21 protein-coding genes and 1 pseudogene are annotated in these 25,971 nt (G+C 58.8%); 13 read left to right on the top strand and 9 right to left on the bottom strand.

The window, feature by feature from the left end; genetic code table 11:
• Nucleotides 1-9: 9 nt before the first annotated feature.
• The 3 genes from ABLV04_RS17350 to ABLV04_RS17340 all read right to left on the bottom strand — a co-directional run bounded on the left by ABLV04_RS17350 (nucleotide 10) and on the right by ABLV04_RS17340 (nucleotide 3,759).
• On the bottom strand, nucleotides 10-1,293 hold the full coding sequence (locus ABLV04_RS17350) for an RbtT/DalT/CsbX family MFS transporter (protein ID WP_147733353.1): 1,284 nt from the start codon (nucleotides 1,291-1,293) through the stop codon (nucleotides 10-12).
• An 81-nt stretch (nucleotides 1,294-1,374) separates the two neighbouring features.
• Nucleotides 1,375-2,982: an FGGY-family carbohydrate kinase gene (locus ABLV04_RS17345; protein ID WP_348815972.1), complete on the bottom strand. Its 1,608-nt coding sequence runs from the start codon at nucleotides 2,980-2,982 to the stop codon at nucleotides 1,375-1,377.
• 27 nt (nucleotides 2,983-3,009) lie between these two features.
• Complete coding sequence (locus ABLV04_RS17340) at nucleotides 3,010-3,759, bottom strand: SDR family oxidoreductase (protein ID WP_004180592.1); 750 nt, start codon at nucleotides 3,757-3,759, stop codon at nucleotides 3,010-3,012.
• A gap of 255 nt (nucleotides 3,760-4,014) precedes the next feature.
• Here ABLV04_RS17340 and ABLV04_RS17335 point away from each other — a divergent pair, with 255 nt between their 5' ends.
• The gene (locus ABLV04_RS17335) at nucleotides 4,015-5,016 is read left to right on the top strand and encodes a LacI family DNA-binding transcriptional regulator (RefSeq protein ID WP_032453485.1); all 1,002 of its coding nucleotides are present in this window, start codon (nucleotides 4,015-4,017) and stop codon (nucleotides 5,014-5,016) included.
• A 21-nt stretch (nucleotides 5,017-5,037) separates the two neighbouring features.
• Here the strand turns inward: ABLV04_RS17335 and ABLV04_RS17330 are convergent, their stop codons facing one another.
• Nucleotides 5,038-5,979, bottom strand: coding sequence for a sugar-binding domain-containing protein (locus ABLV04_RS17330; RefSeq protein ID WP_032453484.1), 942 nt, complete (start codon nucleotides 5,977-5,979; stop codon nucleotides 5,038-5,040).
• Between the two features lie 206 nt (nucleotides 5,980-6,185).
• Between ABLV04_RS17330 and dalD the strand changes: the two genes are divergently transcribed.
• From dalD to ABLV04_RS17270, 12 genes and pseudogenes are all read left to right on the top strand, one after another.
• Nucleotides 6,186-7,553: a D-arabinitol 4-dehydrogenase gene (dalD, locus tag ABLV04_RS17325; RefSeq protein WP_348815971.1), complete on the top strand. Its 1,368-nt coding sequence runs from the start codon at nucleotides 6,186-6,188 to the stop codon at nucleotides 7,551-7,553.
• 9 nt (nucleotides 7,554-7,562) lie between these two features.
• Nucleotides 7,563-9,026 (top strand): xylulokinase, encoded by a 1,464-nt coding sequence (gene xylB / locus ABLV04_RS17320; RefSeq protein ID WP_348815969.1) that lies wholly within the window; start codon nucleotides 7,563-7,565, stop codon nucleotides 9,024-9,026.
• A gap of 69 nt (nucleotides 9,027-9,095) precedes the next feature.
• A complete protein-coding gene (dalT, locus tag ABLV04_RS17315) occupies nucleotides 9,096-10,373 on the top strand; it encodes a D-arabinitol transporter (RefSeq protein WP_348815967.1) in 1,278 nt (425 codons plus the stop codon).
• A gap of 48 nt (nucleotides 10,374-10,421) precedes the next feature.
• Nucleotides 10,422-11,084: an HAD-IA family hydrolase gene (locus ABLV04_RS17310; RefSeq protein WP_348815983.1), complete on the top strand. Its 663-nt coding sequence runs from the start codon at nucleotides 10,422-10,424 to the stop codon at nucleotides 11,082-11,084.
• A 297-nt stretch (nucleotides 11,085-11,381) separates the two neighbouring features.
• Nucleotides 11,382-12,536, top strand: coding sequence for a mandelate racemase family protein (locus ABLV04_RS17305; protein WP_004175129.1), 1,155 nt, complete (start codon nucleotides 11,382-11,384; stop codon nucleotides 12,534-12,536).
• 119 nt (nucleotides 12,537-12,655) lie between these two features.
• Nucleotides 12,656-14,278: an ABC transporter substrate-binding protein gene (locus ABLV04_RS17300; RefSeq protein ID WP_348815965.1), complete on the top strand. Its 1,623-nt coding sequence runs from the start codon at nucleotides 12,656-12,658 to the stop codon at nucleotides 14,276-14,278.
• Nucleotides 14,275-15,312 carry an ABC transporter permease gene (locus ABLV04_RS17295; RefSeq protein WP_049592941.1) on the top strand — a complete coding sequence of 346 codons (1,038 nt, stop codon included), beginning with the start codon at nucleotides 14,275-14,277 and terminating at the stop codon, nucleotides 15,310-15,312. Before ABLV04_RS17300 ends, ABLV04_RS17295 begins: the two co-directional genes overlap by 4 nt.
• Complete coding sequence (locus tag ABLV04_RS17290; RefSeq protein ID WP_004103766.1) at nucleotides 15,309-16,214, top strand: ABC transporter permease; 906 nt, start codon at nucleotides 15,309-15,311, stop codon at nucleotides 16,212-16,214. Before ABLV04_RS17295 ends, ABLV04_RS17290 begins: the two co-directional genes overlap by 4 nt.
• Nucleotides 16,186-17,049, top strand: a complete 864-nt coding sequence (locus ABLV04_RS17285) for an ABC transporter ATP-binding protein (protein ID WP_214632608.1) — start codon at nucleotides 16,186-16,188, stop codon at nucleotides 17,047-17,049. The genes ABLV04_RS17290 and ABLV04_RS17285 overlap by 29 nt, the downstream gene beginning before the upstream one ends.
• Nucleotides 17,050-17,059: 10 nt before the next feature.
• On the top strand, nucleotides 17,060-17,833 hold the full coding sequence (locus ABLV04_RS17280) for an ABC transporter ATP-binding protein (RefSeq protein ID WP_348815963.1): 774 nt from the start codon (nucleotides 17,060-17,062) through the stop codon (nucleotides 17,831-17,833).
• Between the two features lie 421 nt (nucleotides 17,834-18,254).
• Nucleotides 18,255-19,064, top strand: a pseudogene (locus ABLV04_RS17275) (winged helix-turn-helix domain-containing protein).
• Complete coding sequence (locus ABLV04_RS17270) at nucleotides 19,051-19,521, top strand: hypothetical protein (RefSeq protein ID WP_004103758.1); 471 nt, start codon at nucleotides 19,051-19,053, stop codon at nucleotides 19,519-19,521. Before ABLV04_RS17275 ends, ABLV04_RS17270 begins: the two are co-directional and overlap by 14 nt.
• Here the strand turns inward: ABLV04_RS17270 and yegS are convergent, their stop codons facing one another.
• From yegS to ABLV04_RS17245, 5 genes are all read right to left on the bottom strand, one after another.
• Entirely contained in the window at nucleotides 19,522-20,418 is an 897-nt protein-coding gene (gene yegS / locus ABLV04_RS17265) for a lipid kinase YegS (RefSeq protein ID WP_023290399.1), read from the bottom strand. It abuts the gene before it with no gap.
• A gap of 242 nt (nucleotides 20,419-20,660) precedes the next feature.
• On the bottom strand, nucleotides 20,661-22,022 hold the full coding sequence (gene yegQ, locus ABLV04_RS17260) for a tRNA 5-hydroxyuridine modification protein YegQ (protein ID WP_130952845.1): 1,362 nt from the start codon (nucleotides 22,020-22,022) through the stop codon (nucleotides 20,661-20,663).
• Between the two features lie 320 nt (nucleotides 22,023-22,342).
• Nucleotides 22,343-23,065, bottom strand: coding sequence for a two-component system response regulator BaeR (gene baeR / locus ABLV04_RS17255; protein WP_023290397.1), 723 nt, complete (start codon nucleotides 23,063-23,065; stop codon nucleotides 22,343-22,345).
• Nucleotides 23,062-24,558: a two-component system sensor histidine kinase BaeS gene (baeS, locus tag ABLV04_RS17250; protein WP_348815961.1), complete on the bottom strand. Its 1,497-nt coding sequence runs from the start codon at nucleotides 24,556-24,558 to the stop codon at nucleotides 23,062-23,064. The genes baeR and baeS overlap by 4 nt, the downstream gene beginning before the upstream one ends.
• On the bottom strand, nucleotides 24,555-25,970 hold the full coding sequence (locus ABLV04_RS17245) for an MFS transporter (RefSeq protein WP_023290395.1): 1,416 nt from the start codon (nucleotides 25,968-25,970) through the stop codon (nucleotides 24,555-24,557). Before ABLV04_RS17245 ends, baeS begins: the two co-directional genes overlap by 4 nt.
• Nucleotide 25,971: the final 1 nt, after the last annotated feature.

Raw genomic sequence — 25,971 nt, 5'->3', positions numbered from 1 at the left:
TCGGGTTTATTAAGACTCCGCCGCGTTGGCGGTAAATGGTTTCGTACTCTGAGCGCGGGTAATGCCAGGCTGTTCAACGCGGATTAACGGGCACAGGAAGAAGGCCAGAATATATAAGGCGGTATAGGCAATCACCACCCCGATGGTGCTGAAATAGGGCAGCAGCACCACCGCGATCGCCGGCGCCAGAAAGTTCGACAGCCCGGCAGACAGGTTATAGACCGAAATCGCCGCGCCTTTATGGTTCGGCTCCAGCGCCGGGAACACCGCCGCCATCGGCACGAACGCGGCGACGAAAATACCCAGGGCAATAGCCGGCACCAGCGCCATCGCAAAGCTGTGGCCAAAGTGCTGAGGGATGTAGTAAAACGCCAGGCTGGAAAGCGCCATCCCGATGCAGCCGAACCAGCGAATCACCTTCATCCAGCCCATTTTCTCCGCCACGATCCCCCAGAAAACGTTCGAAAAGATGGTGGTAAAGAAGAAGGCCGCCCACACCTGGAGCCACTCCGAGGTGGTAAAGCCCAGCTCATCAACGAACATCATCGGCATAATCACCGCAAAACCAAACAGCGACAGGGTGTTAATAATGCGCACGATGCTGGAGAACAGGATGCTGCGGTTGGTATAGATCAGCGTCGCGGCGCGCCCCAGTTCGCCGAGTTTTTCGCGAGTGGTCAGGTTCTGCATATGGCGCGGCGTTTCGGTATGACGCATCGACACCAGCGCAATGATGCCGCCGGCGGCACAGAAGACCAGCGCCAGCCACAGGGTGCCCATTTCGCCAATGTGGGGAATGGTGAAGCTCGGAATATAGCTGCCGAACACGCCGATACCCACGGAGTAGACCGCCCAGAACCAGCCCAGCGCAGAGCTGGAACTGTCGCTGCGAACGTTGTGGATAATGGCGACGATAAATGAGTAGAGGAACAGCGGGTAGGCCAGGCCGCGAATGCCATAAAACAGCAGGATCAGCGCATAGTTGGCGCGACCGAGGCCGAAGACGAGGAACAGCACGTGGAATACACACCACAGCACGAAGCCGATCATCATGGCCTTGCGCGGGGTGATGATTTCCGCCACCACGCCGGAAATCCACGCCGAGAGGGCGGCGGCCAGACCGTAAAGCGTAAAGGCAAAGGAAGCCTGCGCCGGGGTGAATCCGAGTGTTTTGATGTAGTGCGACAGAAAAGCCAGCTCAAAGCCGTCGCCGGTCATAAACACGGCGATGGCGACATATCCCCAGATGAGGTTGAGCGGTAGACCATACCACTGTTTGTTATTTACGGACATGTTGACCTCGATTTCAGAGTGCAGATGAGTGTCTCCGCTGCACAGCAGCGGAGCATTATTGTTATTAAAAAAAGAGGGATGTTATTCGCGAATCAGCCTGCCGGCCTGTTGTAGCGCCTTATAGGCCTCATATCTGCGCTGATGTAACGAGCTAAACGCAGTCTCGCTGTGATAGGTGGCATCCACCTGAGTGAATTGCTTCATGGCCTCCGGCAGCGAAGCCGCGACTCTGCCCGCCACCGCGCCGAGGATGGCGGAGCCTAACAGCACTGGCTCGCTGCTGACGGTGCTCACGACGCTAACGCCGCAGGCGTCGGCCAGCAGCTGACGCACCAGCGGATGCTGTCCGGCCCCGCCGCTGATGACGATATTTTCACTCTCAATCCCGCAGGCGCGCTGGGCGTCGAGGATCTGTCGCAGGCCATAGCCAATCCCGCATAATCCGGCAACGTACAGCGCGGTCAGGTTATCCAGGTCCCGCTCCATCCCCAGCCCGGCAATCAGCGCTTTCGCGTGTGGGTCGGCAAGCGGCGCGCGGTTACCGAGAAATTCGGGCACCACGTGCAGACCGGCGGCCAGCGTTACCGCCTCAGAAGGCGAAGCCGTCTGCGCCAGTACGCGATCCGCCAGCCAGACCGGCAGAGGGACGCCCGCCGCTTTCGCTTGCTCGTGAGCCTCCGCCGCCGCCGGATGGAAGCTCAGCAGCTGGTCGATAGCCGCGCCGGCGGCGCTTTGTCCGCCTTCAATCAGCCAGTAGCCAGGCACCATCGCCGAATAGTATGGGCCCCAGACGCCGGGGACGAACACCGCTTCCTCAGTGGTGGTCATGGTGCAGGAGGAGGTGCCGAAGACGTAGGCCATATTGTTGACCGCGCCGTTAAGTACCCCGACGGTGCCGATGCCGCCCGCGTGGGCGTCAATCATCCCCACCGCCACCGGCGTACCGATCGGCAGGCCCATCTCCTCCGCCGCCGTGGCGCAAAGACCGTCGCCGCAGGGGGTTCCAGGTTCGACAATCCGTTGGCCGATGCGGACAAAATCTTCATCCGCCAGCTCTTCGAGGCCAATCTGGCGGAAGTAGCCGGCATCCCAGCGTTGTTCATGCGCCAGGTAGGTCCATTTACAGGTCACAGTGCAGACCGAGCGGGCTTCATCGCCGGTTGAGCGCCAGGTAAGGTAATCAGCGAGGTCGAAGAAGTGGCGCGCCTGCTGATAGATGTGCGGGCGATTCTCCTTCAACCACAGAATTTTCGGCGTTTCCATCTCCGGCGAAATTTTGCCGCCAACGTACTGCAGCACCGGGTGGCCCGTCGCGTTGATCTTTTCCGCCTGCCCGGTGGCGCGATGATCCATCCAGACGATAATATTGCGGTCCGGATCGTCCGAAGGCCCGACCGCCAGCGGCACGTCGTTATCGCCAATCACCACCAGCGAACAGGTGGCATCGAAGCCGATCCCGGCGATCGATGACGGCGGGACGCCGGCGCTGGCCACGGCGGTTTTAATGCAGTAGCACACCGCCTGCCAGATCTCACGGCTCGACTGCTCCACCCTGTTTCCGGCGCTGCGAAAGAGGGTAATTTCCCGGGTCGCGTGGGCGAGAAGCTCGCCACGCAGATTGAATACCCCGGCGCGCACACTGCCCGAACCGACATCCACACCAATAATGTTTTGCGTATCGTTTTGCATCACATCCTCTCACAGGCTGGTTACGGATCAGAGATCCACGCTGTTCGGCAGGATCACAATGTCGCGTACGGTGACGTTTTTCGAACGCGTCACCATAAACAGCACTGACTCCGCCACTTCAATCGGCTGCATCAAACTGCCGTTGGCCAGCGCTTCATCCATTTTGGCTTTTGGCCAGTCGTCCAGCAGAGCGGTCACCACCGGGCCCGGTAGTACGGCGCCGACGCGCACGCCATACTGCGCCACCTGGCGACGAGTCGTATGTACAAACGCCTGCACGGCGAATTTCGACGCGGTATAGACAGGCTCCCAGATCACCGGCACCACGCCCGCGATGGAGCTGGTGAAAATAATATCCCCGGATTTTTGCGCGATCAGATGCGGCAGGACGCTGCGCACGCAGCGGAAGGCGGCGTTGATGTTGAGGTGCAGCACGCGGTCCCAGACGTCCGGGTCGCCCTCGGCCACCGGCCCGCCGATATAGGCCCCGGCGTTGGCGTGGAAGATATCGAGACGCCCGGTGAGCTGCAAAATGCCCTGCAGAAGGTTATCGACCTGGTCCGCCTGCATCAGATCCACCTGCAGAGCGAAGGCGTTTTCGCCAAGTTCGGCGACCAGTTTGTTGAGCTTTTCGCCTTCGCGGTCGATAAGCACCACTTTTGCGCCAGCTCCCAGCAGGGTCCTCGCGCACTCGAGGCCGATACCGGACGCCGCGCCGGTGATCGCGGCGACTTTACCGCTGAGGGAAGTATTCATAGAGGAGACAGAGTGGTTCATTTTATAATCCTTTGCCGTGTCTGGTTGCAACTATCGAACCCGAGGGCATCGCGTTCGAGGTGATGGACAAAAACATGGTAACCTATTGAATATCAGCATCATTATTCAGGCTTGCTGGCATGTTAAGGCGGTATGCGCGCGTACTTCCTGGCGTGAAATGGATGCTCAATCGATGAAGCTATGTTGCTCTCGCTTCATCGATTGAGCAAGTGGGGAAATTAACAGCGACATGATTTTGTGACGCAAGTTGGAAAAATGAAGAAGATAACGATTTACGACCTGGCGGAGCTTTCCGGCGTTTCGGCGAGCGCGGTGAGCGCAATCCTCAACGGCAACTGGAAAAAACGCCGCATCAGCGCAAAGCTTGCCGAAAAGGTGACACGGATTGCTGAGGAGCAGGGCTATGCGATTAACCGCCAGGCCAGCATGCTGCGCAGTAAAAAATCACACGTCATTGGCATGATTATCCCCAAATACGATAACCGCTACTTCGGCTCCGTCGCCGAACGCTTTGAGGAGATGGCCCGCGAGCGTGGCCTGCTGCCGATTATCACCTGTACGCGCCGAAGCCCGGATCTGGAGCTCGAAGCGGTAAAAGCGATGCTCTCCTGGCAGGTTGACTGGGTGATCGCGACCGGGGCGACCAATCCGGATAAAATTTCCGCTCTGTGCCAGCAGGCGGGCGTGCCCACGATCAATCTCGACCTGCCGGGGTCTCTCTCTCCGTCGGTGATTTCAGATAACTACGGCGGCGCGAAAGCGCTGACCCACAAGATCCTCGCTAATAGCGCCCGCCGTCGGGGAGAGCTGGCGCCGCTGACCTTCATCGGCGGGCGCAGCAACGACCATAACACCAGCGAGCGCTTACGCGGCTTTCACGATGCGCATCACGAGCAGGGGCTGCGCGTGCCGCAGGCGAATATTCTGGCTCCCGGCTATTCGAAAGGTCACGTTGAGGCCTGCCTGCAGGAGCGGTTTGGCAGCGCGAAGACGCTATTGCAGGGGATATTTGTTAACTCGACGATATCCCTCGAAGGGGTTGTGCGCTGGCTGTCGCAGGTAGGGCTGACCGGCAGCGAGCAGCCGCCGATGGGCTGCTTCGACTGGGATCCGTTTGTCTATCTGCTGGGGCACGATATCGACATGGTGCAGCAGGACGTACCGGCGATGCTGGACGCTGTTTTTTCGATTATTGACGCCGGCGAAGCCAGCCAGCAGCGGATTGAAATTCCGCCGCGATTGATGAGCAGTAGCTGAGTCGCCGTCTGCTGATTGCCGTTAGCGCGTCAGCAGCCAGCGCGCGGTATGTTCATCGGTCACCAGACCGTTGATCCAGCCGCCTTTAAGGGCGGCCAGGATCGCCGGTCGTTTGTATTCTCCACAGGCCGCGGCAATCCGCGGGCAGTGGTTCTGGCGGATATCATAGCTGGTGATCATGCGGTTGATCTCGCTGTCTACCACCTCGCCTTCTGCATCGATAAACCGCCCGAGGATCTCCCCGATGCCGCCGCGGGCGGTCAGCTCATCCATCTGCGCCTGATTGATAAAGCCGTCTTTAAAGATGGGACTTTGCGTGCCCAGCGGACCAATGCCGACAAAAATGACGTCCGCCTCCCGGGCGACGCCAGAGACGCTGCGGAATAAGCGATTGGTGCACCACATCTCATACTCATCCGCGGTCTGGGCGTAGCGCGGCGCAGGCCACTGATAGTACTTGGCCTTAATTTTGCGGGTGAGCAGCAGGGGCACGTCATCGTAATAGTTGCACTGCCCGTCGGCGTCCATGGCGCTGATCAGCGCCACGCAGCGGGTATTCAGGCTGTCGAAATCGATGCGCTGCAGCGCTTTTTTCAGGGTCAGGCCCGAGCCCAGGCCGATGATTTTCTCTTTATCATCCTGCAGATAGCGAGCCATCAGCTGATAGCAGCCAAACGATACGCTGTCGAGGGTACTCTCTTCGCTAAAGGCGGGGACCACATTGCATTCGATAAGCCGGTACTTTTCCTGCAACAACTGCGCATAATCGAGGCAGTTCGCCACCGGATGGTGCAGATTAATCGACACAATCCCTTCTTCTTTCGCGGCGGCGATCAGCCGTTGCACCACCGGTCTGGAGGTGCCCAACTGGCTGGCGATCTCGCTCTGATTCTGGCCGGCGATGTAGTACATCCATGCGGCACGCACCTTCTGATCCAACCGGATATCGTCTTCTTTACTCATGGTTTCCCGCCCTAAGTTGCTGGCCAGGGCACGCAATTGGCCCGGCGAATATCCGCATTCTCGCCGTGGTTGCCATAACTGGCAAGCTTTTGCTCTTTATTGGTCATTTGTAATTTAAATGGGTAATTGATCTTTTGTGATCCGTGGCTCTTATTTTGGTCAAATGATCAATTGCAGTGGCGCCATCCACTCAAGGAGAGCAGAACATGAACAATCAATTCACATGGCTTCATATCGGTCTAGGTTCTTTTCATCGCGCGCATCAGGCGTGGTATCTGCATCGTCTGATCGCTTCCGGCGATAAGCGCTGGCGCATCGCGGCGGGCAATATTCGCAACGACGCCGAGCAGGTGGTGCAGGCGCTGGCGGCGCAGGGCGGACGTTACGTCCTGGAGACCGTCAGCCCGGAAGGGGCGCGTGAATATGAAGAGATCACCTCAATTCAGAAACTGCTGCCGTGGCAGGCCGGGCTGCAGCCGCTGATTAATGAAGGGGCCAACCCGCAAACCAAAGTTATCGCCTTTACCGTGACGGAAGGGGGGTACTACCTGAATACCCGCCATCAGCTGGAAACCAGCAACCCCGATCTGCAGGCTGACCTGAAAGGCGAATGCAAAACCATTTACGGCACCCTCGCGCGAATTCTGGAAAAGCGCATGGCGGACAACGCCGGGCCGCTGACCCTGCTCAACTGCGACAACGTGCGTCATAACGGCGAGCGCTTCCACGACGGGATGGTGGAGTTCCTGCAACTTACCGGCAAACAGGCGGTGATTGACTGGATGGCGGCCAATACCACCTGTCCGAACACCATGGTGGACCGCATCACCCCGCGTCCGGCGGCCGATCTGCCGGCCCGTATCAAAGCGCAAACCGGCATTGACGATAAGGCGCCGGTCATGGGCGAGACCTTTATCCAGTGGGTGGTGGAGAACAACTTCCGCGATGCCCGCCCGAACCTGGAAGCGGTCGGCGTGGAGATGGTCGAGTCGGTTATCCCGTATGAAGAGGCGAAAATCCGCATCCTGAACGCGTCGCACAGCTGCATTGCGTGGGCGGGGACCTTAATCGGCCAGCAGTATATTCACGAAAGCACGCTCACCGATGTTATCTACGCCATTGCCGACCGCTACATCACGGAAGATGTGATCCCATGCCTGGGCGATAACGGTATTGATTTGCCGACCTACCGCGATGTGGTGCTCAAGCGCTTTACCAACCCGCATATCCAGGACACCAACCAGCGCGTCGCCGCCGACGGCTTCTCGAAAATTCCGGCGATGATCGCCCCAACCCTGCAGGAATGCTATCAGCGCGGCGTCCGCCCGGAAGCGACCGCCATGCTGCCGGCGCTGTTCTTCGTCTTTATGGAGCAGTGGCATAAGGGAACCCTGCCGTATCAGTACCAGGACGGCATCCTGGATGAGCAGGCGGTGCATGAGATGTATGAGGCTCAGGATCCGCTGGCTGTCTTCGCCCGCGATAAAGCCCTGTTTGGTGACCTGGCCGACAACGCGGATTTCCTGGCGCTGATGCGCGAGAAAGTCGCCGCCGTTTACACGCTGATTAAATAAGAGGTGGCTATGTATCTGGGTATCGATCTTGGCACATCGGAAGTCAAAGCGCTGGTCATTGATGAGAACAATCAGGTTATCGCCAGCCATAGCGCGCCGCTGAGCATTCAGCGGCCTCATCCGCACTGGTCAGAACAATCACCGGAGTTATGGTGGGAGGCGACGGAGTATCTGATGGCCACGCTGCGGGAAAAATGCGCCCAGCACTGGCCGGCCGTCAAGGCGATTGGCCTCTCCGGACAGATGCACGGCGCGGTGTTGCTGGATGAAAAGGGGGAGACGATCCGTCCGGCCATTCTGTGGAACGACACCCGCTGCGCCGCAGAGTGCGCTGAGCTGGAGGAGATGGCGCCGGAGCTGCATCAGGTGGCGGGCAACCTGGCGATGCCCGGCTTTACCGCGCCGAAGCTGCTGTGGGTGCGTCGTCACGAGCCGCAAAACTTTCAGCACACCGCCACGGTGCTGCTGCCGAAGGATTATCTGCGCTACCGGATGACCGGGAAGAAAGTCTCCGATATGTCGGACGCCGCCGGGACGCTGTGGCTGGACGTGGCGAAGCGCGACTGGTCCGATGCGCTGCTGGACAAGTGCGGTCTGTCGCGCAGCCAGATGCCGACGCTGGTGGAAGGCTGCGAGGTTTCCGCCACCCTTGATCCGAAAGTGGCCGAACGCTGGGGGCTGAACGCCTCGGTGGTGGTGGCCGGGGGCGGCGGCGATAACGCGGTCAGCGCCATTGGCGTCGGCGCGGTCTCGCCGGGGGACGCGTTTATTTCGCTCGGCACCTCAGGGGTGCTGTTTGTGGTGACCGACGCCTATCGTCCGGCGCCGCAGTCGGCGGTCCATGCGTTTTGTCACGTTCTGCCGAACCTGTGGCATCAGATGAGCGTGATGCTCAGCGCCGCCAGCTGTTTGCAGTGGTTCTGCCGCCTGACCGGCACCACGGAGGTGGCGCTGCTGGCGGAGATTGCCGAGCTAAGCGAGGAGGAGAAAGCCAACGCGCCGTTCTTCCTGCCCTATCTCTCCGGGGAACGTACCCCGCATAACGATCCTGACGCTCGCGGCATGTTCTGGGGTATGACCCACTCCAGCCTGCGCGCCCAGCTCGGCTACGCGGTGCTGGAGGGGGTGAGCTTTGGCATCAACGACGGCCTGCAGGTATTGAAAGAGAGCGGGACGCCGATCGCGCAGTGCTCGCTGGTGGGCGGGGGCGCCCGCAGTCCGTTCTGGGCCCAGCTGCTGGCCGATATTCTCGCTATGCCGGTGGTGACCCACAAAGGCGGAGAGACCGGCGGCGCGCTGGGCGCGGCGCGGCTGGCCTGCCTGGCGGCGGGCAAACCGGTTGCCGCGGTATGTGAAAAACCGGAAGTCTGGCAGACCTGGCGTGCGGATCCCGTTCGCCACCACACCCTGATGCAACGCTACGCGCAGTTTAAGGCCCTGTATTTAAACGATCTGCATTATCGGCAGCATTAATTTTTATCACCATAACCGCTCCGGTGAACTGACCGGAGCGGCCTCCTGTACCCTGAAAACGAGGTCATTATGTCTATCAATAATAAACAGTGGCTCGGTTTACCCCTGAACCTGCTCTGGGGATACATCGCCATTGCCGTATTTATGACCGGCGACGGTTTTGAATTAGCCTTTCTCTCGCACTATATCAAAGCGCTCGGATTCTCCCCGGCGGAGGCCTCCTTTGCCTTTACCCTCTATGGCCTGGCCGCCGCGCTGTCGGCGTGGATTTCCGGCGTGGTGGCGGAAATTATTACGCCGCTGAAAACCATGATGATTGGCTTCGTGCTGTGGTGCGTATTCCACGTGCTGTTCCTCGTTTTCGGCCTCGGTCACGCCAACTATGCGCTGATCCTGGTTTTCTACGGCATTCGCGGCTTCGCGTATCCGCTATTCCTTTACTCGTTTATCGTGGCGATTGTCCATAACGTCAAAAGCGACAACGCCAGCTCGGCCATCGGCTGGTTCTGGGCGGTCTATTCCATCGGCATCGGCGTCTTCGGCAGCTATATTCCGAGTTTCACCATTCCGCACATTGGCGAAATGGGCACCCTGTGGCTGGCGCTGGCCTTCTGCGTTACCGGGGGCGTGATTGCTCTGGCTTCCCTGCGCCATATTAAAACGCCGCAGCATATGCAGAACCTGACCACCTGCGAGAAGTTTGCCGAGCTGGGCCGCGCCGCGACGCTGCTCTATACCAACCGCAATATTCTGCTGTCGAGCATGGTCAGGATCATCAATACCCTCTCGCTGTTCGGCTTTGCGGTGATAATGCCGATGATGTTCGTCGATGAGCTGGGCTTTAGCACCTCGGAATGGCTCCAGGTGTGGGCGGTCTTCTTCTTCACCACCATTTTCTCTAACGTGCTGTGGGGCATTCTGGGCGAAAAACTGGGCTGGATGAAGGTGGTGCGCTGGTTCGGCTGCATCGGGATGGCGCTCTCCAGCCTGGCGTTTTACTACATCCCTCAGCACTTTGGCCACAGCTTTGCGATGGCGCTGATCCCGGCCATCGCCCTGGGGATCTTTGTCGCCGCCTTCGTGCCGCTGGCCGCCGTGTTCCCGGCGCTGGAGCCGAAGCACAAAGGCGCAGCGATTTCGGTGTATAACCTGTCGGCGGGGATGTCGAACTTTCTCGCCCCGGCGATCGCCGTGGTGCTGCTGCCGTTCTTCAGCACCATTGGGGTCGTCATCGCCTATACCGCATTGTACGTGGTGGCCTTTTTCCTCTGTGCGTTTATCCGCGTCGAGCAGCCGGGATTTTCCCACAAGGAAGCGCCGGCCAGCGAGCAGGTGGAGTTCTCTTAAGGTGATGCGGCTGGCGTGCCAGGCATGCCAGCCTTAATGAGGTGAATGATGAGTATTCAGGCAGTGATTTTTGACATGGATGGCGTGATTATTGATTCCGAAAGCCTGTGGCGGCAGGCGCAAATCGACGCCCTCGCGCAGTGGGGGGCAACGGCGAGCGTCGAGGAGTGCGAAACCCTGACCAAAGGCAAGCGCCTCGATGAGATCGCCGGCACCTGGTGCCGCTATTTTCAGCTTAACGTTGCCCCGTCGCTGCTGGAAGACGCCATATTGCAGCGCATTACCGGCCTGATCGCCGCCGAAGGCGAGCCGATGCGCGGGGTGCATGAGGCGTTACGCTATTTTCGCCATGCCGGTTATAAAATTGCGCTCGCGACCTCCTCGTCCCGGCAGGTTATCGCCGCCGTGCTGAACAAGCTCTCGCTGTGGCACTATTTTGACGTGATCTCCAGCGCGGATGATGAAGCACAGGGCAAGCCGCATCCGGCGGTTTATCTGACGACGTTGGATAAGCTTAATCTCGACGCCAGCCGGTGCCTGGTGATCGAAGACAGCTTCAACGGCTTTTGCGCGGCTCAGGCCGCGGGTATTCCTACGGTGGTGATTGCCGAAGATAGCCAGCACGCGCGTTTTCAGGCCGCCGCTGGCCGCTACCGGGCGCTGCCTGAACTGGTGGAAGCCCTCACCGCCGAGCCAGAGGCGGTCGCATAACTCACGCTTTCGTGAGCGCAGAAAATCCCGGGATGTACACGGTCGGTCACTCTCTTTTCTGCGCTCACGCCCTTTTTTCTCCATGCCGATCCGCCTCACATTTCACTCATCTTTTGTGAAAACAGTCACGTCTTGTTGTGCCAATGCCCAAATTTATTGCCTTGCTTAGCGGTGTTTGTCCGAGGCACTGCTACGTAATTGTGCTTAGATTAGATATTGAAACGTATTTTCAATAATGTGAAACCACTTTGCCGATTTGCTTCTATCGATCGGATTTGGCCGTGATAAGGATTGAGCATGAAAATTGAATCTGTGAATGTCACCGTTTTCCAGTATCCCACACGTCGGGTTTCCGACAGCGCCGGTCACTCCCATCCGGGGGCTGAAAGCATGGCCAAAATGGCGATGCTGACCATCACCGCTGATGATGGGGCGCAGGGTTTTTCGTTTGCGCCTCCGGAAGTCGTGCGCCCGTTCGTGGTGAATACTTTTTTCCGCAAAGTGCTGGTGGGGCAGGACCCGTTTAACCGCGAGCGTATCTGGCAGGATCTTAACCACTGGCAGCGCGGTAGTGCACATCAGCTAACGGAGCGCGCGCTGTCGTTTGTTGAACAGGCGCTGTGGGATCTGATAGGCCGCAGCCTTAAGATGCCGGTTTACAAGCTGCTCGGCGGCTATCGCGACACCGTCCCGGCTTACGGCAGCACGATGTGCGGCGACGATCTGCCGGGTGGTCTGTCGACCCCGGAGGAGTATGCCGCCTTTGCCGAAAAGCTGGTCGCCCGCGGCTACAAGGCCATCAAGCTGCACACCTGGATGCCGCCAATCTCTTTTGCGCCCAATCCCAAAATGGATATTAAAGCCTGCGCGGCGGTGCGCGAAGCGGTAGGGCCGGATATTGACCTGATGATTGACGGCTATCACTGGTACAGCCGCGCCGAGGCGCTGTGGATCGGCAAAGAGCTGGAAAAACTCAATTTCGCCTGGTTTGAAGAACCGATGGAGGAGGATTCGATGTCCTCCTACGCATGGCTGGCGGAAAACCTGTCGATCCCCATCGTCGGGCCGGAGAGCTTCGGCGGCAAGCACCACATGCGCGCCGAATGGGTGAAAGCCGGAGCCTGCGACATTCTGCGCGCCGGCGCTAACGGCGTGGGCGGTATTACCCCGACCATGAAGGTCGCGGCGCTGGCGGAATCTTTCGGCATGGATTGCGAAGTCCACGGCAACGGCGCGGCAAGCCTGGCGGTGGTCGGCGCGATCCGCAACTGCCGCTGGTACGAGCGCGGCCTGCTGCATCCGTTCCTCGACTACGATGAACCGGCGGCTTATCTCAATAGCATCGTTGACCCGATGGATGACCAGGGATTTGTGCATTTGTCACAACGTCCGGGCCTCGGCGAAGACATTAATTTTGCGTATATCGAAGCCAATACCGTTAGCCACGACTGATTCAAAAAAATAAATGCCCGATGGCGCTGCGCTTATCGGGTCTGCGGCCCGGTAGGCCGGATAAGGCGAAAATGCCGCCATCCGGCAACATGTACCCTACAGTACAGGCAAACAGAGATATGAAAAAAACCTCCCTACTGGCAGCGTGCTTATTCACGCTCGCCGTGTCGATGGGAAGCGGGGCGGCGGTGGCGAAAACGCCGCCCGATCAGCTCATCATCGGCATGAATATGAATAACTTGCTCACCCTTGACCCGGCGGCGATGACCGGTAACGAAGTGGTGGGTATCGTGGTCAACCTCTACGACTCGCTGGTGGAGCTTGACCCTGAACAGCTCACCGACGTTAGGCCCGCGCTGGCGAAATCCTGGGATATCAGCCCCGACGGCAAAACCCTGACCTTTCATCTGCGCGACGACGTTAAGTTTCACTCCGGCAACCCGCTGACCGCCGCTGACGTGGTGTGGTCAATGCGGCGCATCCTGCACCTCAACCTGGCTCAGGCCTCGGTATGGAAATCCTATGGCTTCAGTAAGAAAAATATCGACAGCCAGGTCAGCGCGCCGGACCGCTTCACGGTGCAAATCGAGTTACCCAAAGATAACGATCCGCAGCTGGTGATTTACTCGCTGGCGGCGCTGGGCAACCTCGGGGTGCTGGACAGTAAAACGGTGCAAAGCCACCAGCAGGATGACGACTGGGGTAACCGCTGGCTGACCACCCATGAAGCCGGTTCCGGGCCGTTTACGCTGGAAACCTGGCAGGCAAAAGATGTGCTGCGCATGAAGCGCAATCCTGACTACTGGCGCGGCGAGGCGAAAATGAGCCGCGTGGTGCTGCGCCATTTCCAGGAGTCGCAAACCCTGCGTCTGATGATCGAAAAAGGCGACCTCGATATTGCCAACAATATGGCGGTTTCCGATATTAACGCCCTGCGCAGCGACCCGCAGCTGACCGTCGATGCGGTGCAGCGCGGCACCATGTACTACGTGGCGATGAGCATGAAAGAGGCGCACTTCGCCCAACCGAAAGTGCGCGAAGCGGTGCGCTATCTGATTGATTACCAGGGTATCAATAAAGCGCTGATGCCGGGCTACGGCGTGCTGCACCAGCGACCGATTAAGGCGGGTATGCCGTCTACGCTGCCTGACCCTGGCTATAAGCTGGACGTGGCGCGGGCGAAAAAGCTGCTGGCGGAAGCGGGTTATCCCAACGGCTTTGATACCACGCTGCGGGTCCTCTCCGATCAGCCATTTCTTAACATCGCTATCGCCGTGCAGTCGACGCTGATGCAGGCGGGGATTAACGCCAAAATCATCAACGGCACCGGTAACCAGATCTACGGCGCGATGCGCGAGCGTAAATTTGACCTGCTGGTGGGACGCGGCGGCAGCGGAATGGAGCCGCATCCGCACTCCAGCCTGCGCGCGCTGGTCTATAACCCGGATAACAGCGATGAGGCGCGTCTGACCAACTTTCAGGGCTGGCGTACCGGTTTTTACGACCCGCAGCTCAATACGATGATTGACCAGGCCCTGCTGGAACGCGATCCGCAAAAACAGGTGGCTGACTACCAGGCCATCCAGGCGCGCTACGACCAGCTGGTTCCGGCTTTAATTCCGCTTTCGCAGATGGTCGATTCCGTGGTGGTGCGCAACGAGGTACGAGAGTATCAGCCGCACCCCTCCGCCACCACTTTTCTGCGTGACGTCTATAAAGTCCGCGAAGGAGAGAAAGGATGAGTACCGCAATCCTTGCACCCGGCTCACGCGGCCGGCGCTTATCCAAACGGCTGCTGCAGGTGGTGATTACGCTGTTCGGCCTGCTGCTGCTGACCTTTACCATTGGCCGCGTCATGCCTATCGACCCGGTGCTGGCGATCGTCGGTCCGGATGCTGACCAGAGTACCTATCAGCAGGTTTACCAGCAGCTGGGGTTTGATAAATCGCTGGCCACCCAGTTTGGCATCTATTTCGTCAACCTGCTGCACGGCGATCTGGGCAATGCGCTGCTGACCGGGAAACCGGTAGTGGACGATATTATCCGCGTCTTCCCGGCCACCATGGAGCTGGCGACGATGGCGATTCTCGTCGGCGCGGGTCTCGGAATTCCGCTGGGCGTGCTGGCGGCGGCGCGACGCAATAGCTTCTCCGATTATGTGGTACGCATTATCAGCCTGGCGGGCTACTCGACGCCGATTTTCTGGGTCGGAATGATGGGGCTGCTGGTTTTCTATGCCTGGCTCGGCTGGGTGGGCGGCGCCGGGCGGGTAGACCTCGGTCTGGACGGCATTGTGCCGCGCCGTACCGGCCTGATGACCGTTGATGCGCTGCTGGCAGGAAACGGACAGGTGTTCTGGAACGCCATTAATCATCTGATTCTTCCCGCCTCGCTGCTGGGTTTTCACTCGCTGGCTTATATCAGCCGTATGACCCGCAGCTTTATGCTGGCCCAGCTGTCGCAGGAGTTCATTATTACCGCGAGGGTGAAAGGGCTGACCGAGCGTCAGGTTATCTGGAACCATGCGTTTCGTAACATCCTCGTGCAGCTGCTGACGGTGGTGGCGCTGGCCTACGGCGCGCTGCTGGAAGGCGCGGTGCTGATTGAAACCGTCTTCTCATGGCCGGGTTTCGGCTCCTATCTTACCGGTAGCCTGCTGCTGGGCGATATGAATGCGGTGATGGGCTGCGTGCTGCTGGTGGGAGTGATCTTCGTGATGCTCAACCTGCTCTCCGACATGCTGTATCAATTCTTTGACCCGAGGACAAAATCATGACCGTTTCTCTGGATTCGCCGCTTTCGGGCGGTGCGGGCGAAGGCCGTCAGCGGCTGCAACGCGCGGCGGCGCGGGCCGTCGGGTTTATCGGCAAAATGGCGCGCAACCCGCTGACGGCCATCGGCGGAGGAATTATCTTTCTGCTGCTGGTGGTGGCGATTTTCGCGCCGCTGATTGCGCCTTATAACCCGCTGGTGCAGGACCTGAACAGCGCGCTGGTCGCGCCGAATGCGCAGCACTGGTTCGGCACCGATGAGTTTGGCCGGGATATCTTTAGTCGCCTGGTGTACGGCTCGCGCATCACGCTCTATATCGTGCTGCTGGTCTCGGTGACCGTCGGTCCGCTCGGGCTGCTGCTGGGCGTCAGCGCCGGCTATTTCGGCGGTAAAGTCGATATGGTGCTGATGCGCGTCACCGATATTTTCATCTCCTTCCCGAGTCTGGTTCTGGCGCTGGCGTTTGTCGCCGCCTTAGGGCCGGGGCTGGAGCATGTGGTTATCGCCATCACGCTTACCGCCTGGCCGCCGATAGCCCGTCTGGCGCGCGCCGAAACGCTCTCTCTGCGCCAGGCCGATTTTATCTCCGCCGTGCGTCTGCAGGGCGCTTCATCGTCCCGCGTCCTCTGGCGCCATATCGTGCCGCTGTGTCTGCCCTCGGTCATTATCCGTATCACCATGAATATGGCCGGGATCATTCTGACCGCGGCCGGTCTCGGCTTTCTCGGGCTCGGCGCGCAGCCGCCGGAGCCGGAGTGGGGAGCGATGATCTCCAGCGGGCGCACTTATATGATGGAGTGCTGGTGGGTCGTAACAATTCCGGGGCTGGCGATTCTGATCAACAGCTTAGCGTTCAACTTCTTAGGAGATGGCCTACGTGACATCCTCGATCCCCGCAGTGAATAATGCTCCGCTGCTCGACGTGCGCGATCTGTGCGTCGACTTTGTTAACGGCAGCGCGGTGACCCATGCCGTGCGCGGCGTCTCCTTCCAGCTGGGGCGCGAAAAGCTGGCGATTGTCGGCGAGTCCGGTTCGGGTAAGTCCACCGTTGGGCGCGCGCTGCTGCAGCTGCATCCGAAAAAGGCCCGCATCAGCGCCAGCCGGATGCAGTTTGCCGACCTCGATCTGCAGCATCTTAGCGAAGCGCAAATGCGCGGCGTACGCGGCAAACGTATCTCTATGATTATGCAGGACCCGAAATATTCGCTTAATCCGGTGGTCTGCGTGGGTAAGCAAATCGCCGAGGCCTGGCTTACTCATCATCCCGGGCGCAAAGATGAGGCGAAAGCCAGGGCGCTGGAGGTGCTGGAGGTGGTGCGTATTCGCCAGCCGGAGCGCGTTTATCAGCTTTATCCGCATGAAATATCCGGCGGACAGGGGCAGCGCATCATGATCGCCATGATGCTGATTACCGACCCGGAGCTGATCATTGCCGATGAGCCGACCTCCGCGCTGGATGTGTCGGTGCGCCTGCAGGTGCTTGGCCTGCTGGATGACCTGGTTCAGTCGCGCGGGCTAGGGCTGATTTTTATCAGCCACGATATCAACCTGGTGCGCAGTTTCTGCGACCGCGTACTGGTGATGTACGCCGGACGGGTAGTGGAGTCCATCGCTGCTAAAGATCTCGATAACGCCCGTCATCCCTATACTCAGGGATTGATTAACTCGCTGCCGGATATGCAGCATCGTCGCCCGATACTGCCGGTGCTGCAGCGTCAGGCCAGCTGGTTAACGGAATAAGGAGCGGATGATGATTGAAGTTCAACATCTCAACCTCGCGTTTGGCGAGGGGGAGAAGCGTAACCAGGTGCTGTATGACGTCAGTTTCCACGTTAAGCCCGGCGAGATCTACGGTCTGGTAGGCGAGTCCGGCTCCGGTAAAACGACGGTGCTCAAGTGCCTGGCGGGGCTGTTTACCCACTGGCAGGGGGCGCTGGCCATCGATGGTCAGCGCTTAGGGCATGAAATTAGCCGCAGGCGCTGCCGTCAGGTGCAAATGGTATTTCAGGACCCCTACGGATCGCTGCATCCTCGTCACACCATTGGCGATATCCTCGAAGAGCCGCTGCAGATCCATCGTATCAACGACCGCGACCGGCGGATCAATGCGCTGCTGGACAAAGTTGGCCTCAACCGTGCCTTTCGCGAGCGCTATCCGCATCAGCTCTCCGGCGGGCAGCGGCAGCGCGTGGCGATAGCCAGAGCGCTGATTCTTGAGCCTCAGGTACTGCTGCTGGATGAGCCGACGTCGGCGCTGGATGTGTCGGTGCAGGCGGAGATCCTCAATCTGCTGGCAGAATTGCAGCAGGAGGCTAAGCTCACTTACCTGATGGTTACTCACGATCTCGGGATTATTGCCCATTTATGCCAGACCGTGGCGGTGATGCAGTACGGGAAGATCCTTGAAACCCTGACGGTCGATGCGCTGGTCAGCGGCGAGGCGCGGACGGCCTATACGCAGATGCTGGTCAACGCCTGTCGGCAATATACGCGCGAAATGGCGCGCGAGGTGGCGGCATACTAAGCTTTATGGCGCATTTGTCACGCGGGAAATGCGCCCATTTTATAGATAAAACTTTGAAACGATATGTAGTTATAGTTATAAATATCGTCTATTAATGTAAATGTGGTATTTAGATCTAAAATGAAAGTATCTGTTGTGTGAGTGCATCTTTTACGAATTATAACTTGTATTTATTATTTTTTTTTTTGAAATAAATAGCCAATTTCAATTCGAAGTACAAAATATTCCGTTCTGTAAATTCATTTAAACTTTACTAATAACAAGGAAAAACTGCGTATTACGCCTCCAGATCTGCTGAGTAATAGAGTAAACTCGCCTGCGAATAATCTTAAGATGTCATCAACGTCATGGCGGATTACCCTATTTATAGTAGGGTACCCCCTGCCGCTCATCCACGTGATTACTATTCTCAGAGAACGGGATGGAAAAAATATATACGATTAATGGAAGAATTGCCTTTTTTCCTCAGCGTAGCGCTCTAATACTTATTGCTGACGAGACGAAAACGGTTTCCTTAAATATGCCGGCCAGCCGCTGTTTATTACTGCTTATTCAGCATGATGGCAATACTGTTGCCCGCGAAACCTTTTTTGAGAAAGTGTGGATAAAGCATGGCGCCCAGGTAACCAGCAACGGTTTTTACCAGAATATTTCCCTGTTACGTCGGGCATTTAAGGAGCTGGGGGTAGACGAGGATATTATTATTACGGTGCCGAGGGTAGGCGTCAGGCTGGATGCAACATTAACGGTTACGGAATCTCAGCCGCGCGATGTAGAGAAGGCACCGACGGCGGAGGAGCCACAAGCGCCCGTTGACGAGCCTGTTCATAAGGAGGTCGCAGCTGCGAGTTTGCCCGAAAAAAAGCGGTTAAGGCCGCGACGCTCTCTTTTGTGGGGGCTTGCGGCGCTGCTGAGTTGTCTGGTTTGTGGATTTGTTGCGTGGCAAACAGAATTCGAATCTTATTTGCAAAGTTATTCGCCCATAATTGCTAAATTTTCGCAATAATGTCACTTCTTTGCCAATAATGACGTAGTTGACCATGTTCGTCATGTCAATTTTATCAAGCGCAGTAAATTTGAATGCGAAGAATATCCATGGATTTATTTGACGCTTTATCCCGGGCAAGCGCGGGTGTCGGTGATTCGCTGCCGTCAGCCATTTAGTCAATGGCGTGATAATCAATGCCTCACCAAATATTACATTAAGGAGGTAGTCAATGCGCCGGCGTGAAATTAAATGGTTAATCGCTATCGTATTTATCGGAGTATTAAGCGGTATGACGATAAAATCCTGGCAATACTGGCAGCGCAATCATTTCCAGTGCAGCGGTGAGATGCGGCTATTAAACTCAGGTTATCAGGGCGATATTTCATTACGCTTCGTATTTGATAGCACCCGTGGGCTGGTGATTGTCCGGGGAGAGATTACGCCGCCGCAGGGTGAATCGTTTACCATCAACCAGAACATCTGGTTTAGCTTTACCCGCGACGGCCAGCACTACTTCCTGCGATCGGAAACCGTCTCTGCTAGCATCGGCGAAACCGAGCAGGAGAAGCATATTAACAACATCCTGCCCAAGTTTTTCCTGCAGCCGCAGGTACCGTTTTACCTTAATATTCAGCGGCTCAATCAACGAACCCGGCTGCTGTATACCAGCCGGGCGCCGTCTTTGCTTTGCGAAACCTGATCAACGTAGCAGCGGGCAGTCGGGCGGCAGCCGGCAGCGCAGGGCCGCCGGTAAAAGCTCCATGCGGAAAGTTTTGCCGGTCAGCGGTTCGCCGTCGAGGTTAAACGTCATCTCATGAGGGGCGGTGATCTCAAACCACGAGGAGACGCCGTCGACAATATTCGGCGAGTTTTCCGGATTCGCCAGGGTGCTGAAGAGGGCAGGGATCAGCTCTTCGCCGGTGAAAATGCGCAGATGCAGCAGGCCGTCGTTAATCAACGCCTCCGGACACAGCTGCTGGCCGCCGCCCGCCTGGCGGCCGTTGCCGATGCCGATGACCAGCGCATCGCCCTGCCAGTGAAAGTTCTCCCCGCGGATCTCGCAGCGGTCCGGCTTCAGGGTATCCATGCGCATCAGGCCGTGGATTAAATAAGAGACACCGCCGAGCGCGGCTTTGAGTTTTTCCGGCGTTTCGGTGGTGATCCGGGTGCCGAACCCGCCGGTCGCCATATTAATAAAGCCGGTCTTATCATTAACCCGGGCGATATCTATCGGCACATCGCGGCCGACGATCGCCAGCTTCAGGGCGCTGGCCAGATCCTGCGGAATACCGACGCTGGTGGCGAAGTCGTTGGCCGTGCCCAGCGGTAAAATCCCCAGCGCCATCCTGCTGCCGCGCTCCACCAGCGCCGTCGCCACTTCATTAATGGTGCCGTCGCCGCCGCCGGCGATCACCGTTTCAACGTTCAGCTGCAGGGCTTCATCGATAAACCGTACGGCATCGCCCTTTTCCCAGGTGACGCGGACGTGAATATCGATCCCTTCGTCACGCAACAGGTTAACCGCCTCGCGTAGCTGCGGTTCATTGGCACCTTTGCCGTTAAGGATCAGTAAGCTGGCAGTAAACGTAGACATCATCAAGGGAACCTTTATTGCTCAATGTTGCATAAAGTGTACCGCATGACGCCAGCGAAGGCCGGAGGAGAGACAAAAAAATAAGCCCGCGTAAGGGAGATTACGCAGGCTAAGGAGGTGGTTCCTGGTACAACTAGCATTTATGGGTTATGTTTTTCAGCGAAATGGATGATACCTGTTTCGATCGAAACGGTATGTGATCCGATTCTAATATCCTTACATCGTGAAAAAATAACGCAAATTAACTAGTTACCGTGCGGATTTCTGGTTGTCTGACCAGTAAAGTTGCGCATCAGCAGCGCATACTGCAGGGGCAGGTCATCCGGCACAGGCAACCATACGGTATAGCCGTCGCCCGGGGCCACCGGCATGGCTTCGCCTTTGCCATTTTCCATATGCTCGAGGGTGAAGTTGACGTTACCCTGCGGGGTCATCAGTTCGAGACTGTCGCCAACGCTGAATTTATTTTTGACCGCCACTGCCGCCAACGGGCCGTTACGCTCCCCGGTAAATTCGCCGACAAACTGCTGGCGCTCGGAGAGGGAGTAGCCGTACTCGTAGTTCTGATAATCGTCATGGGTATGGCGGCGCAGGAAGCCTTCGGTGTACCCGCGATGGGCCAGTCCTTCCAGCGTTTCCAGCAGGCTGGTATCGAACGGTTTGCCGGCGGCAGCGTCGTCGATCGCCTTGCGGTAAACCTGAGCGGTGCGCGCGCAGTAATAGAAGGATTTAGTGCGGCCTTCGATCTTCAGCGAGTGAACGCCCATCTGGGTCAGGCGCTCAACGTGGGCGATAGCCCGCAGATCTTTCGAGTTCATGATGTAGGTGCCGTGCTCGTCCTCGAAGGCGGTCATGTACTCGCCCGGGCGTTTGGCTTCCTCGATCATAAAGACTTTATCGGTCGGCGCGCCGATGCCGAGGGTTGGCTCCACGGTCTGCACCGGGATCGGCTCATATTTGTGGACGATGTTGCCGACGTCGTCCTCTTTGCCTTCCGCCACGTTATATTCCCAGCGGCAGGCGTTGGTGCAGGTTCCCTGGTTCGGGTCGCGTTTGTTGATATACCCGGAGAGCAGGCAGCGGCCGGAGTAGGCCATGCACAGCGCGCCGTGGACGAAAATCTCAATTTCCATCTCCGGCACCTGGCGGCGAATTTCTTCGATTTCATCCAGCGACAGTTCACGCGACAGGATCACGCGGGTCAGCCCCATCTGCTGCCAGAATTTGACCGTCGCCCAGTTGACGGCGTTGGCCTGCACCGAAAGATGGATCGGCATAGCCGGAAAGTTTTCCCGCACCAGCATGATTAAACCCGGGTCGGACATGATCAGCGCGTCCGGACCCATCTCCACCACCGGCTTCAGATCGCGAATAAACGTTTTCAGCTTGGCGTTATGCGGGGCGATGTTGACCACCACATAGAATTTTTTACCCAGCGCGTGGGCTTCATTGATGCCGAGCTGCAGATTTTCGTGATTGAATTCGTTGTTACGCACGCGCAGCGAGTAGCGCGGCTGGCCGGCATAAACGGCATCGGCGCCATAGGCGAATGCGTAACGCATATTCTTCAGCGTTCCCGCCGGGGAAAGGAGTTCTGGTTTAAACATGGTGTTCTCGTTCTGATGACAGGTCAGATTCGCCGCACCCGGTGCGGCGAGTTGGGGGAGTGTCCCCACATTAAGGGCGGGCATTGTAGCGCCGCGGCGAAGGGGAGTAAATATCAGTTGGGTATCTTTCAGCATGGCTAATTTGTTTGCCATTTTGAACCTGGGCAGTGCTCATACTGACAGCACTAATAACGCCTGGTGGGATAGGCTCTATGGAATTCCCCCGGGTTGCGGCGTAAACGCCTTACCCGGGCTACGGATTGCAGAGGGCGGTGAACGTGTAGCCCGGCTAAGCGCAGCGCGAGCCGGGACAAGGCTAACTACGCCAGCCGGCAGGCGTCCGCTTCCCAGCGGTAGCCAACCCCGTATACGGCGCGGATAAACGACTGTTCGGCGTCCAGCGCCTCCAGCTTGCGCCGCAGGTTCTTGATGTGGCTGTCGATGGTGCGGTCGGTCACTACCCGATAGTCATCATACAGATGGTTGAGCAACTGTTCGCGGGAGAAGACTTTCCCTGGCTCCTGGGAGAGGGTTTTCAGCAGCCGGAACTCGGCGGGGGTGAGGTCCAGCAGCTTGTCCCGCCATGAGGCCTGAAAACGCCCCTCGTCGACAATCAGCGGGCTCTGGGCGTCCAGCGCCTGCAGGTCGCGCTGCGGCTTGCAGCGGCGGAGAATGGTTTTCACCCGGGCGACCACTTCCCGCGGGCTGTAGGGCTTGCAGATATAGTCGTCGGCGCCGATCTCCAGCCCCAGCAGGCGGTCGATCTCTTCGATTTTCGCCGTCACCATCACCACCGGAACGTCGGAGAAGCGGCGGATTTCCCGGCACAGCGTCAGGCCGTCGGTGCCGGGCAGCATCAGATCCAGCAGGATTAGATCCGGCGGGGTCTGCCGAACGTAGGGCAGGACCTTGTCGCCATGGTTAATCAGCGTAGGCGCATAGCCGGCGGCCTGCAGATAATCAATCAGCAGCTGGCCGAGCTTGGGTTCATCTTCCACGATCAGAATGCGCGGGGTGTTTTCATCTACAGGCAATTCAGTCATACGTCTCTCGGTAAATCATGTTCCAGAGGTAACTCAACTTTAATGCTAACCCCGCCAAAAGGCGAATGGTCGGCGCGCAGGGTGCCGCCGTGGGCCGCTACGATATTGAGGCAAATCGCCAGCCCGAGGCCGGAGCCGCCGCTGGCGCGGTTGCGCGATCCTTCCGCCCGATAAAAGCGTTCGCACAGGCGGGCCAGCTGCTCATCGCTGACCCCGGGGGCGCTGTCGGCGAAGTCGATCACCAGCATCCGTCCGCTGCGGCGGGCGGTAATGTGCAGGCAGCCGCCGCTGTCGGTATAGCGCAGGCTGTTCTCCAGCAGATTGTTGAAGAGCTGCATCAGGCGGTCGCGGTCGCCGAAGATCATCGCCTGCTCCGGGAGCGACACCTGAATGCTCAGCTGCCGGCCGGCGAAGCGCTCGCGAAACGCGCCTGCGGCCACCTCCAGCAGGGTGATGATATCCAGCGAGGTTTTCTGGTAGGCCAGCGCGCCCTCATCGGACATCGACAGCTGGTGAAGGTCGTCCACCAGCTTGGTGAGGGTGGCGACCTCGGCCTGCAGGGAGGGAATGGACTCAGGAGTGAAGCGCCGGACCCCGTCCTGAATTGCCTCCAGTTCGCCGCGCAGCACCGCCAGCGGGGTACGCAGTTCATGGGAGATGTCGGCCATCAGATCGCGACGCATCTGCTGGTTGCGCTCCAGGGTGCTGGCGAGCTGGTTAAAATCCTGCGCCAGGCGGCCGAGCTCATCGCCGCCGGTCACCGTCACGCGGGTGGAAAAGTCGCCCGCCGCCAGCTTATGGGTGCCTTCCACCAGCCGCTTCACCGGCGCCAGCAGGCCGCGGGCCAGCGGGAAGGTGGCCAGCGCGGCAAGCAGGGTGGCAAGGGCAACGATCAGCCAGCTGGTGCGCTTCTGCTGCCGGTCGAAGTTAATGTCGGTATTGCGGGTTAGCCTTTCCACCGGCGAGGCGATCACTCTCCCTACCTCCACGCCGTTGACCACAATGCTGCGCTGGCTGCCGTCCTCCGGCACGCGCTCGCGGGGGCCCACCAGCACGCGGCCAGACTGATCGACCACCCAGAACATGGTGCGCCAGCCGTGGGGCGGCATTTCCGGCCTCGGGCGCGGGCCGTCAGGGGGGCCATCCGGCGGCGGCCCGTCCGGACCGGCGTCCGGCGCGTCCATCGCCCCCGGCTTCATGGCGTGCCCCGGCGGCGAGCGGTCGTCATTATCCCGTTCGAAGGTGCGCAGCAGCTGGAAGATAAAGCGGTCATTATTGCGCAGAAACGCCCAGCTGCCATGCTGGGCATACTGCTCGCTCAGCGCGTCGCTGAGCATGGTTAACCGCTGCTCATTGCCGCGCTTGATGTAATCGATAAACCCGCGTTCGAAACTGATGCGCACCGCCCAGTGCATGCTGATCAGCAGCACGATGCAGGTGGCGAAAATAGCGAGGAACAGCTTGCCGGTAATGCCCGGGCGCCAAAATTTCACGATCCACTCCTGTTGCGTCGACGAATGACGGTATTACTGCCGACGTCATCCGGTACCCGGGAAAAGATGAGCGCTGGCAGGGCGATGATCGCCGCCATGCTCAGATAGGTATAGAGAAAGACCTGATGGGTGCCGGCGGCGTCGAGGCTCAGATGCTGCTGGCCATACAGCCCCAGCAGCAGCCCGGCGATGGTCACGCCAATACTCATCGACAACTGCATCACCATCGACAGCAGACTGTTGCCGCTGCTGGCCAGATCGTCGGGGAGATCTTTCAGGGTCAGGGTATTCATCGAGGAGAAGCGGCTGGCGTTGATCATCCCCTGCAGAAACAGGATCAGCGGCAGCACGTAATACCAGCCCGCCAGGGCGCTAAACATAAACAGCAGGCTGACCGCCGCCAGGCCCAGAGTGCTGGCGACCAGCACCCGACGATAGCCGAAGCGGTTGACCACCTGGACCACGATCCGCTTCATCCCCATGCTGCCGAGCACCATCGGGATCATCATTAGCCCGGCGTGGAAGGGGCTAAAGCCGAGGCCGATCTGCAGAAACACCGGGGTCATAAACGGCAGCATGCCGCTGCCGATGCGCCCGGCGAAGCTGCCGCCGAGGCCAAGGGAGAAGGTGCGGTTGCGAAACAGGTTAAGGCTGAACAGCGCCCGGGCGTTACCGCGGGCATGCCAAAGGTACAGCAGCAGGGCGGCGAGGCCGATGGCCACCAGTCCCGCCAGCCAGCGTGTCGATATGCCGAGCCCTTTCTGGCCGTCCAGGGCCAGGGTCAGGGTCGCCATCCCGGCCGCCAGCAGCACAAAGCCGGCGAGATCGAAGCGCCGGGTCTGCATGGTGTAGTTGGGCATCAGGCAGAGGGTGGCGATGGCCCCGACGATCCCTACCGGGATGTTAATAAGGAAGATCCAGTGCCAGGAGGCGTACTCCACCAGCACCCCGCCCAGCGCCGGGCCGAGCAGGGGGCCGACCTGCCCCGGCAGAGTAACGAAGGTCATCGCCGCCATGTACTGATCGCGCGGGACGATCTTCATCACCGTCAGGCGGCCGACCGGCACCATCATTGCGCCGCCGACCCCCTGCAGCACCCGGGCCATCACCAGCTGGTCGAGGGTGCTGGCCTGGGCGCAAAACAGCGATCCGGCGGTAAACAGCACGATGGCGGTAAAGAAAATATTGCGCACCCCGACCCGGTCGGCCAGCCAGCCGCTGGCCGGGAGCATCACCGCCACCGTCAGGACATAGGAGACGATGATCATATGCATATGCAGCGGACTCTCCCCGAGGCTTTTGGCCATCGAGGGGAGGGCGGTATTGACGATGGTGGTGTCCAGCGACTGCATAAAGAAGCCGAACGCCACTATCCATAGCTGCCAGCGCACGCTGGCCGGGAGGTCTGTCATC

The sequence above is a fragment of the Klebsiella sp. JN_Kp127 genome, from assembly GCF_040062505.1.
GTDB lineage: Bacteria > Pseudomonadota > Gammaproteobacteria > Enterobacterales > Enterobacteriaceae > Klebsiella > Klebsiella quasipneumoniae.
The sequence above is the reverse complement of the archived record's forward strand: the minus strand, read 5'-3'. Positions and strand labels throughout refer to the sequence as shown.

Excerpts from the sequence above, each read along its gene's own strand:
- xylB (WP_348815969.1), top strand. The coding sequence starts at position 7,563 with ATGTATCTGGGTATCGATCTTGGCACATCGGAAGTCAAAGCGCTGGTC.
- ABLV04_RS17345 (WP_348815972.1), bottom strand. The coding sequence starts at position 2,982 with ATGCAAAACGATACGCAAAACATTATTGGTGTGGATGTCGGTTCGGGC.
- ABLV04_RS17280 (WP_348815963.1), top strand. The coding sequence starts at position 17,060 with ATGATTGAAGTTCAACATCTCAACCTCGCGTTTGGCGAGGGGGAGAAG.
- ABLV04_RS17300 (WP_348815965.1), top strand. The coding sequence starts at position 12,656 with ATGAAAAAAACCTCCCTACTGGCAGCGTGCTTATTCACGCTCGCCGTG.
- dalT (WP_348815967.1), top strand. The coding sequence starts at position 9,096 with ATGTCTATCAATAATAAACAGTGGCTCGGTTTACCCCTGAACCTGCTC.
- yegS (WP_023290399.1), bottom strand. The coding sequence starts at position 20,418 with ATGATGTCTACGTTTACTGCCAGCTTACTGATCCTTAACGGCAAAGGT.
- ABLV04_RS17305 (WP_004175129.1), top strand. The coding sequence starts at position 11,382 with ATGAAAATTGAATCTGTGAATGTCACCGTTTTCCAGTATCCCACACGT.
- ABLV04_RS17295 (WP_049592941.1), top strand. The coding sequence starts at position 14,275 with ATGAGTACCGCAATCCTTGCACCCGGCTCACGCGGCCGGCGCTTATCC.
- ABLV04_RS17335 (WP_032453485.1), top strand. The coding sequence starts at position 4,015 with ATGAAGAAGATAACGATTTACGACCTGGCGGAGCTTTCCGGCGTTTCG.
- ABLV04_RS17340 (WP_004180592.1), bottom strand. The coding sequence starts at position 3,759 with ATGAACCACTCTGTCTCCTCTATGAATACTTCCCTCAGCGGTAAAGTC.
- baeR (WP_023290397.1), bottom strand. The coding sequence starts at position 23,065 with ATGACTGAATTGCCTGTAGATGAAAACACCCCGCGCATTCTGATCGTG.
- ABLV04_RS17290 (WP_004103766.1), top strand. The coding sequence starts at position 15,309 with ATGACCGTTTCTCTGGATTCGCCGCTTTCGGGCGGTGCGGGCGAAGGC.
- ABLV04_RS17270 (WP_004103758.1), top strand. The coding sequence starts at position 19,051 with ATGCGCCGGCGTGAAATTAAATGGTTAATCGCTATCGTATTTATCGGA.
- ABLV04_RS17350 (WP_147733353.1), bottom strand. The coding sequence starts at position 1,293 with ATGTCCGTAAATAACAAACAGTGGTATGGTCTACCGCTCAACCTCATC.
- ABLV04_RS17310 (WP_348815983.1), top strand. The coding sequence starts at position 10,422 with ATGAGTATTCAGGCAGTGATTTTTGACATGGATGGCGTGATTATTGAT.
- dalD (WP_348815971.1), top strand. The coding sequence starts at position 6,186 with ATGAACAATCAATTCACATGGCTTCATATCGGTCTAGGTTCTTTTCAT.
- ABLV04_RS17330 (WP_032453484.1), bottom strand. The coding sequence starts at position 5,979 with ATGAGTAAAGAAGACGATATCCGGTTGGATCAGAAGGTGCGTGCCGCA.
- yegQ (WP_130952845.1), bottom strand. The coding sequence starts at position 22,022 with ATGTTTAAACCAGAACTCCTTTCCCCGGCGGGAACGCTGAAGAATATG.
- ABLV04_RS17245 (WP_023290395.1), bottom strand. The coding sequence starts at position 25,970 with ATGACAGACCTCCCGGCCAGCGTGCGCTGGCAGCTATGGATAGTGGCG.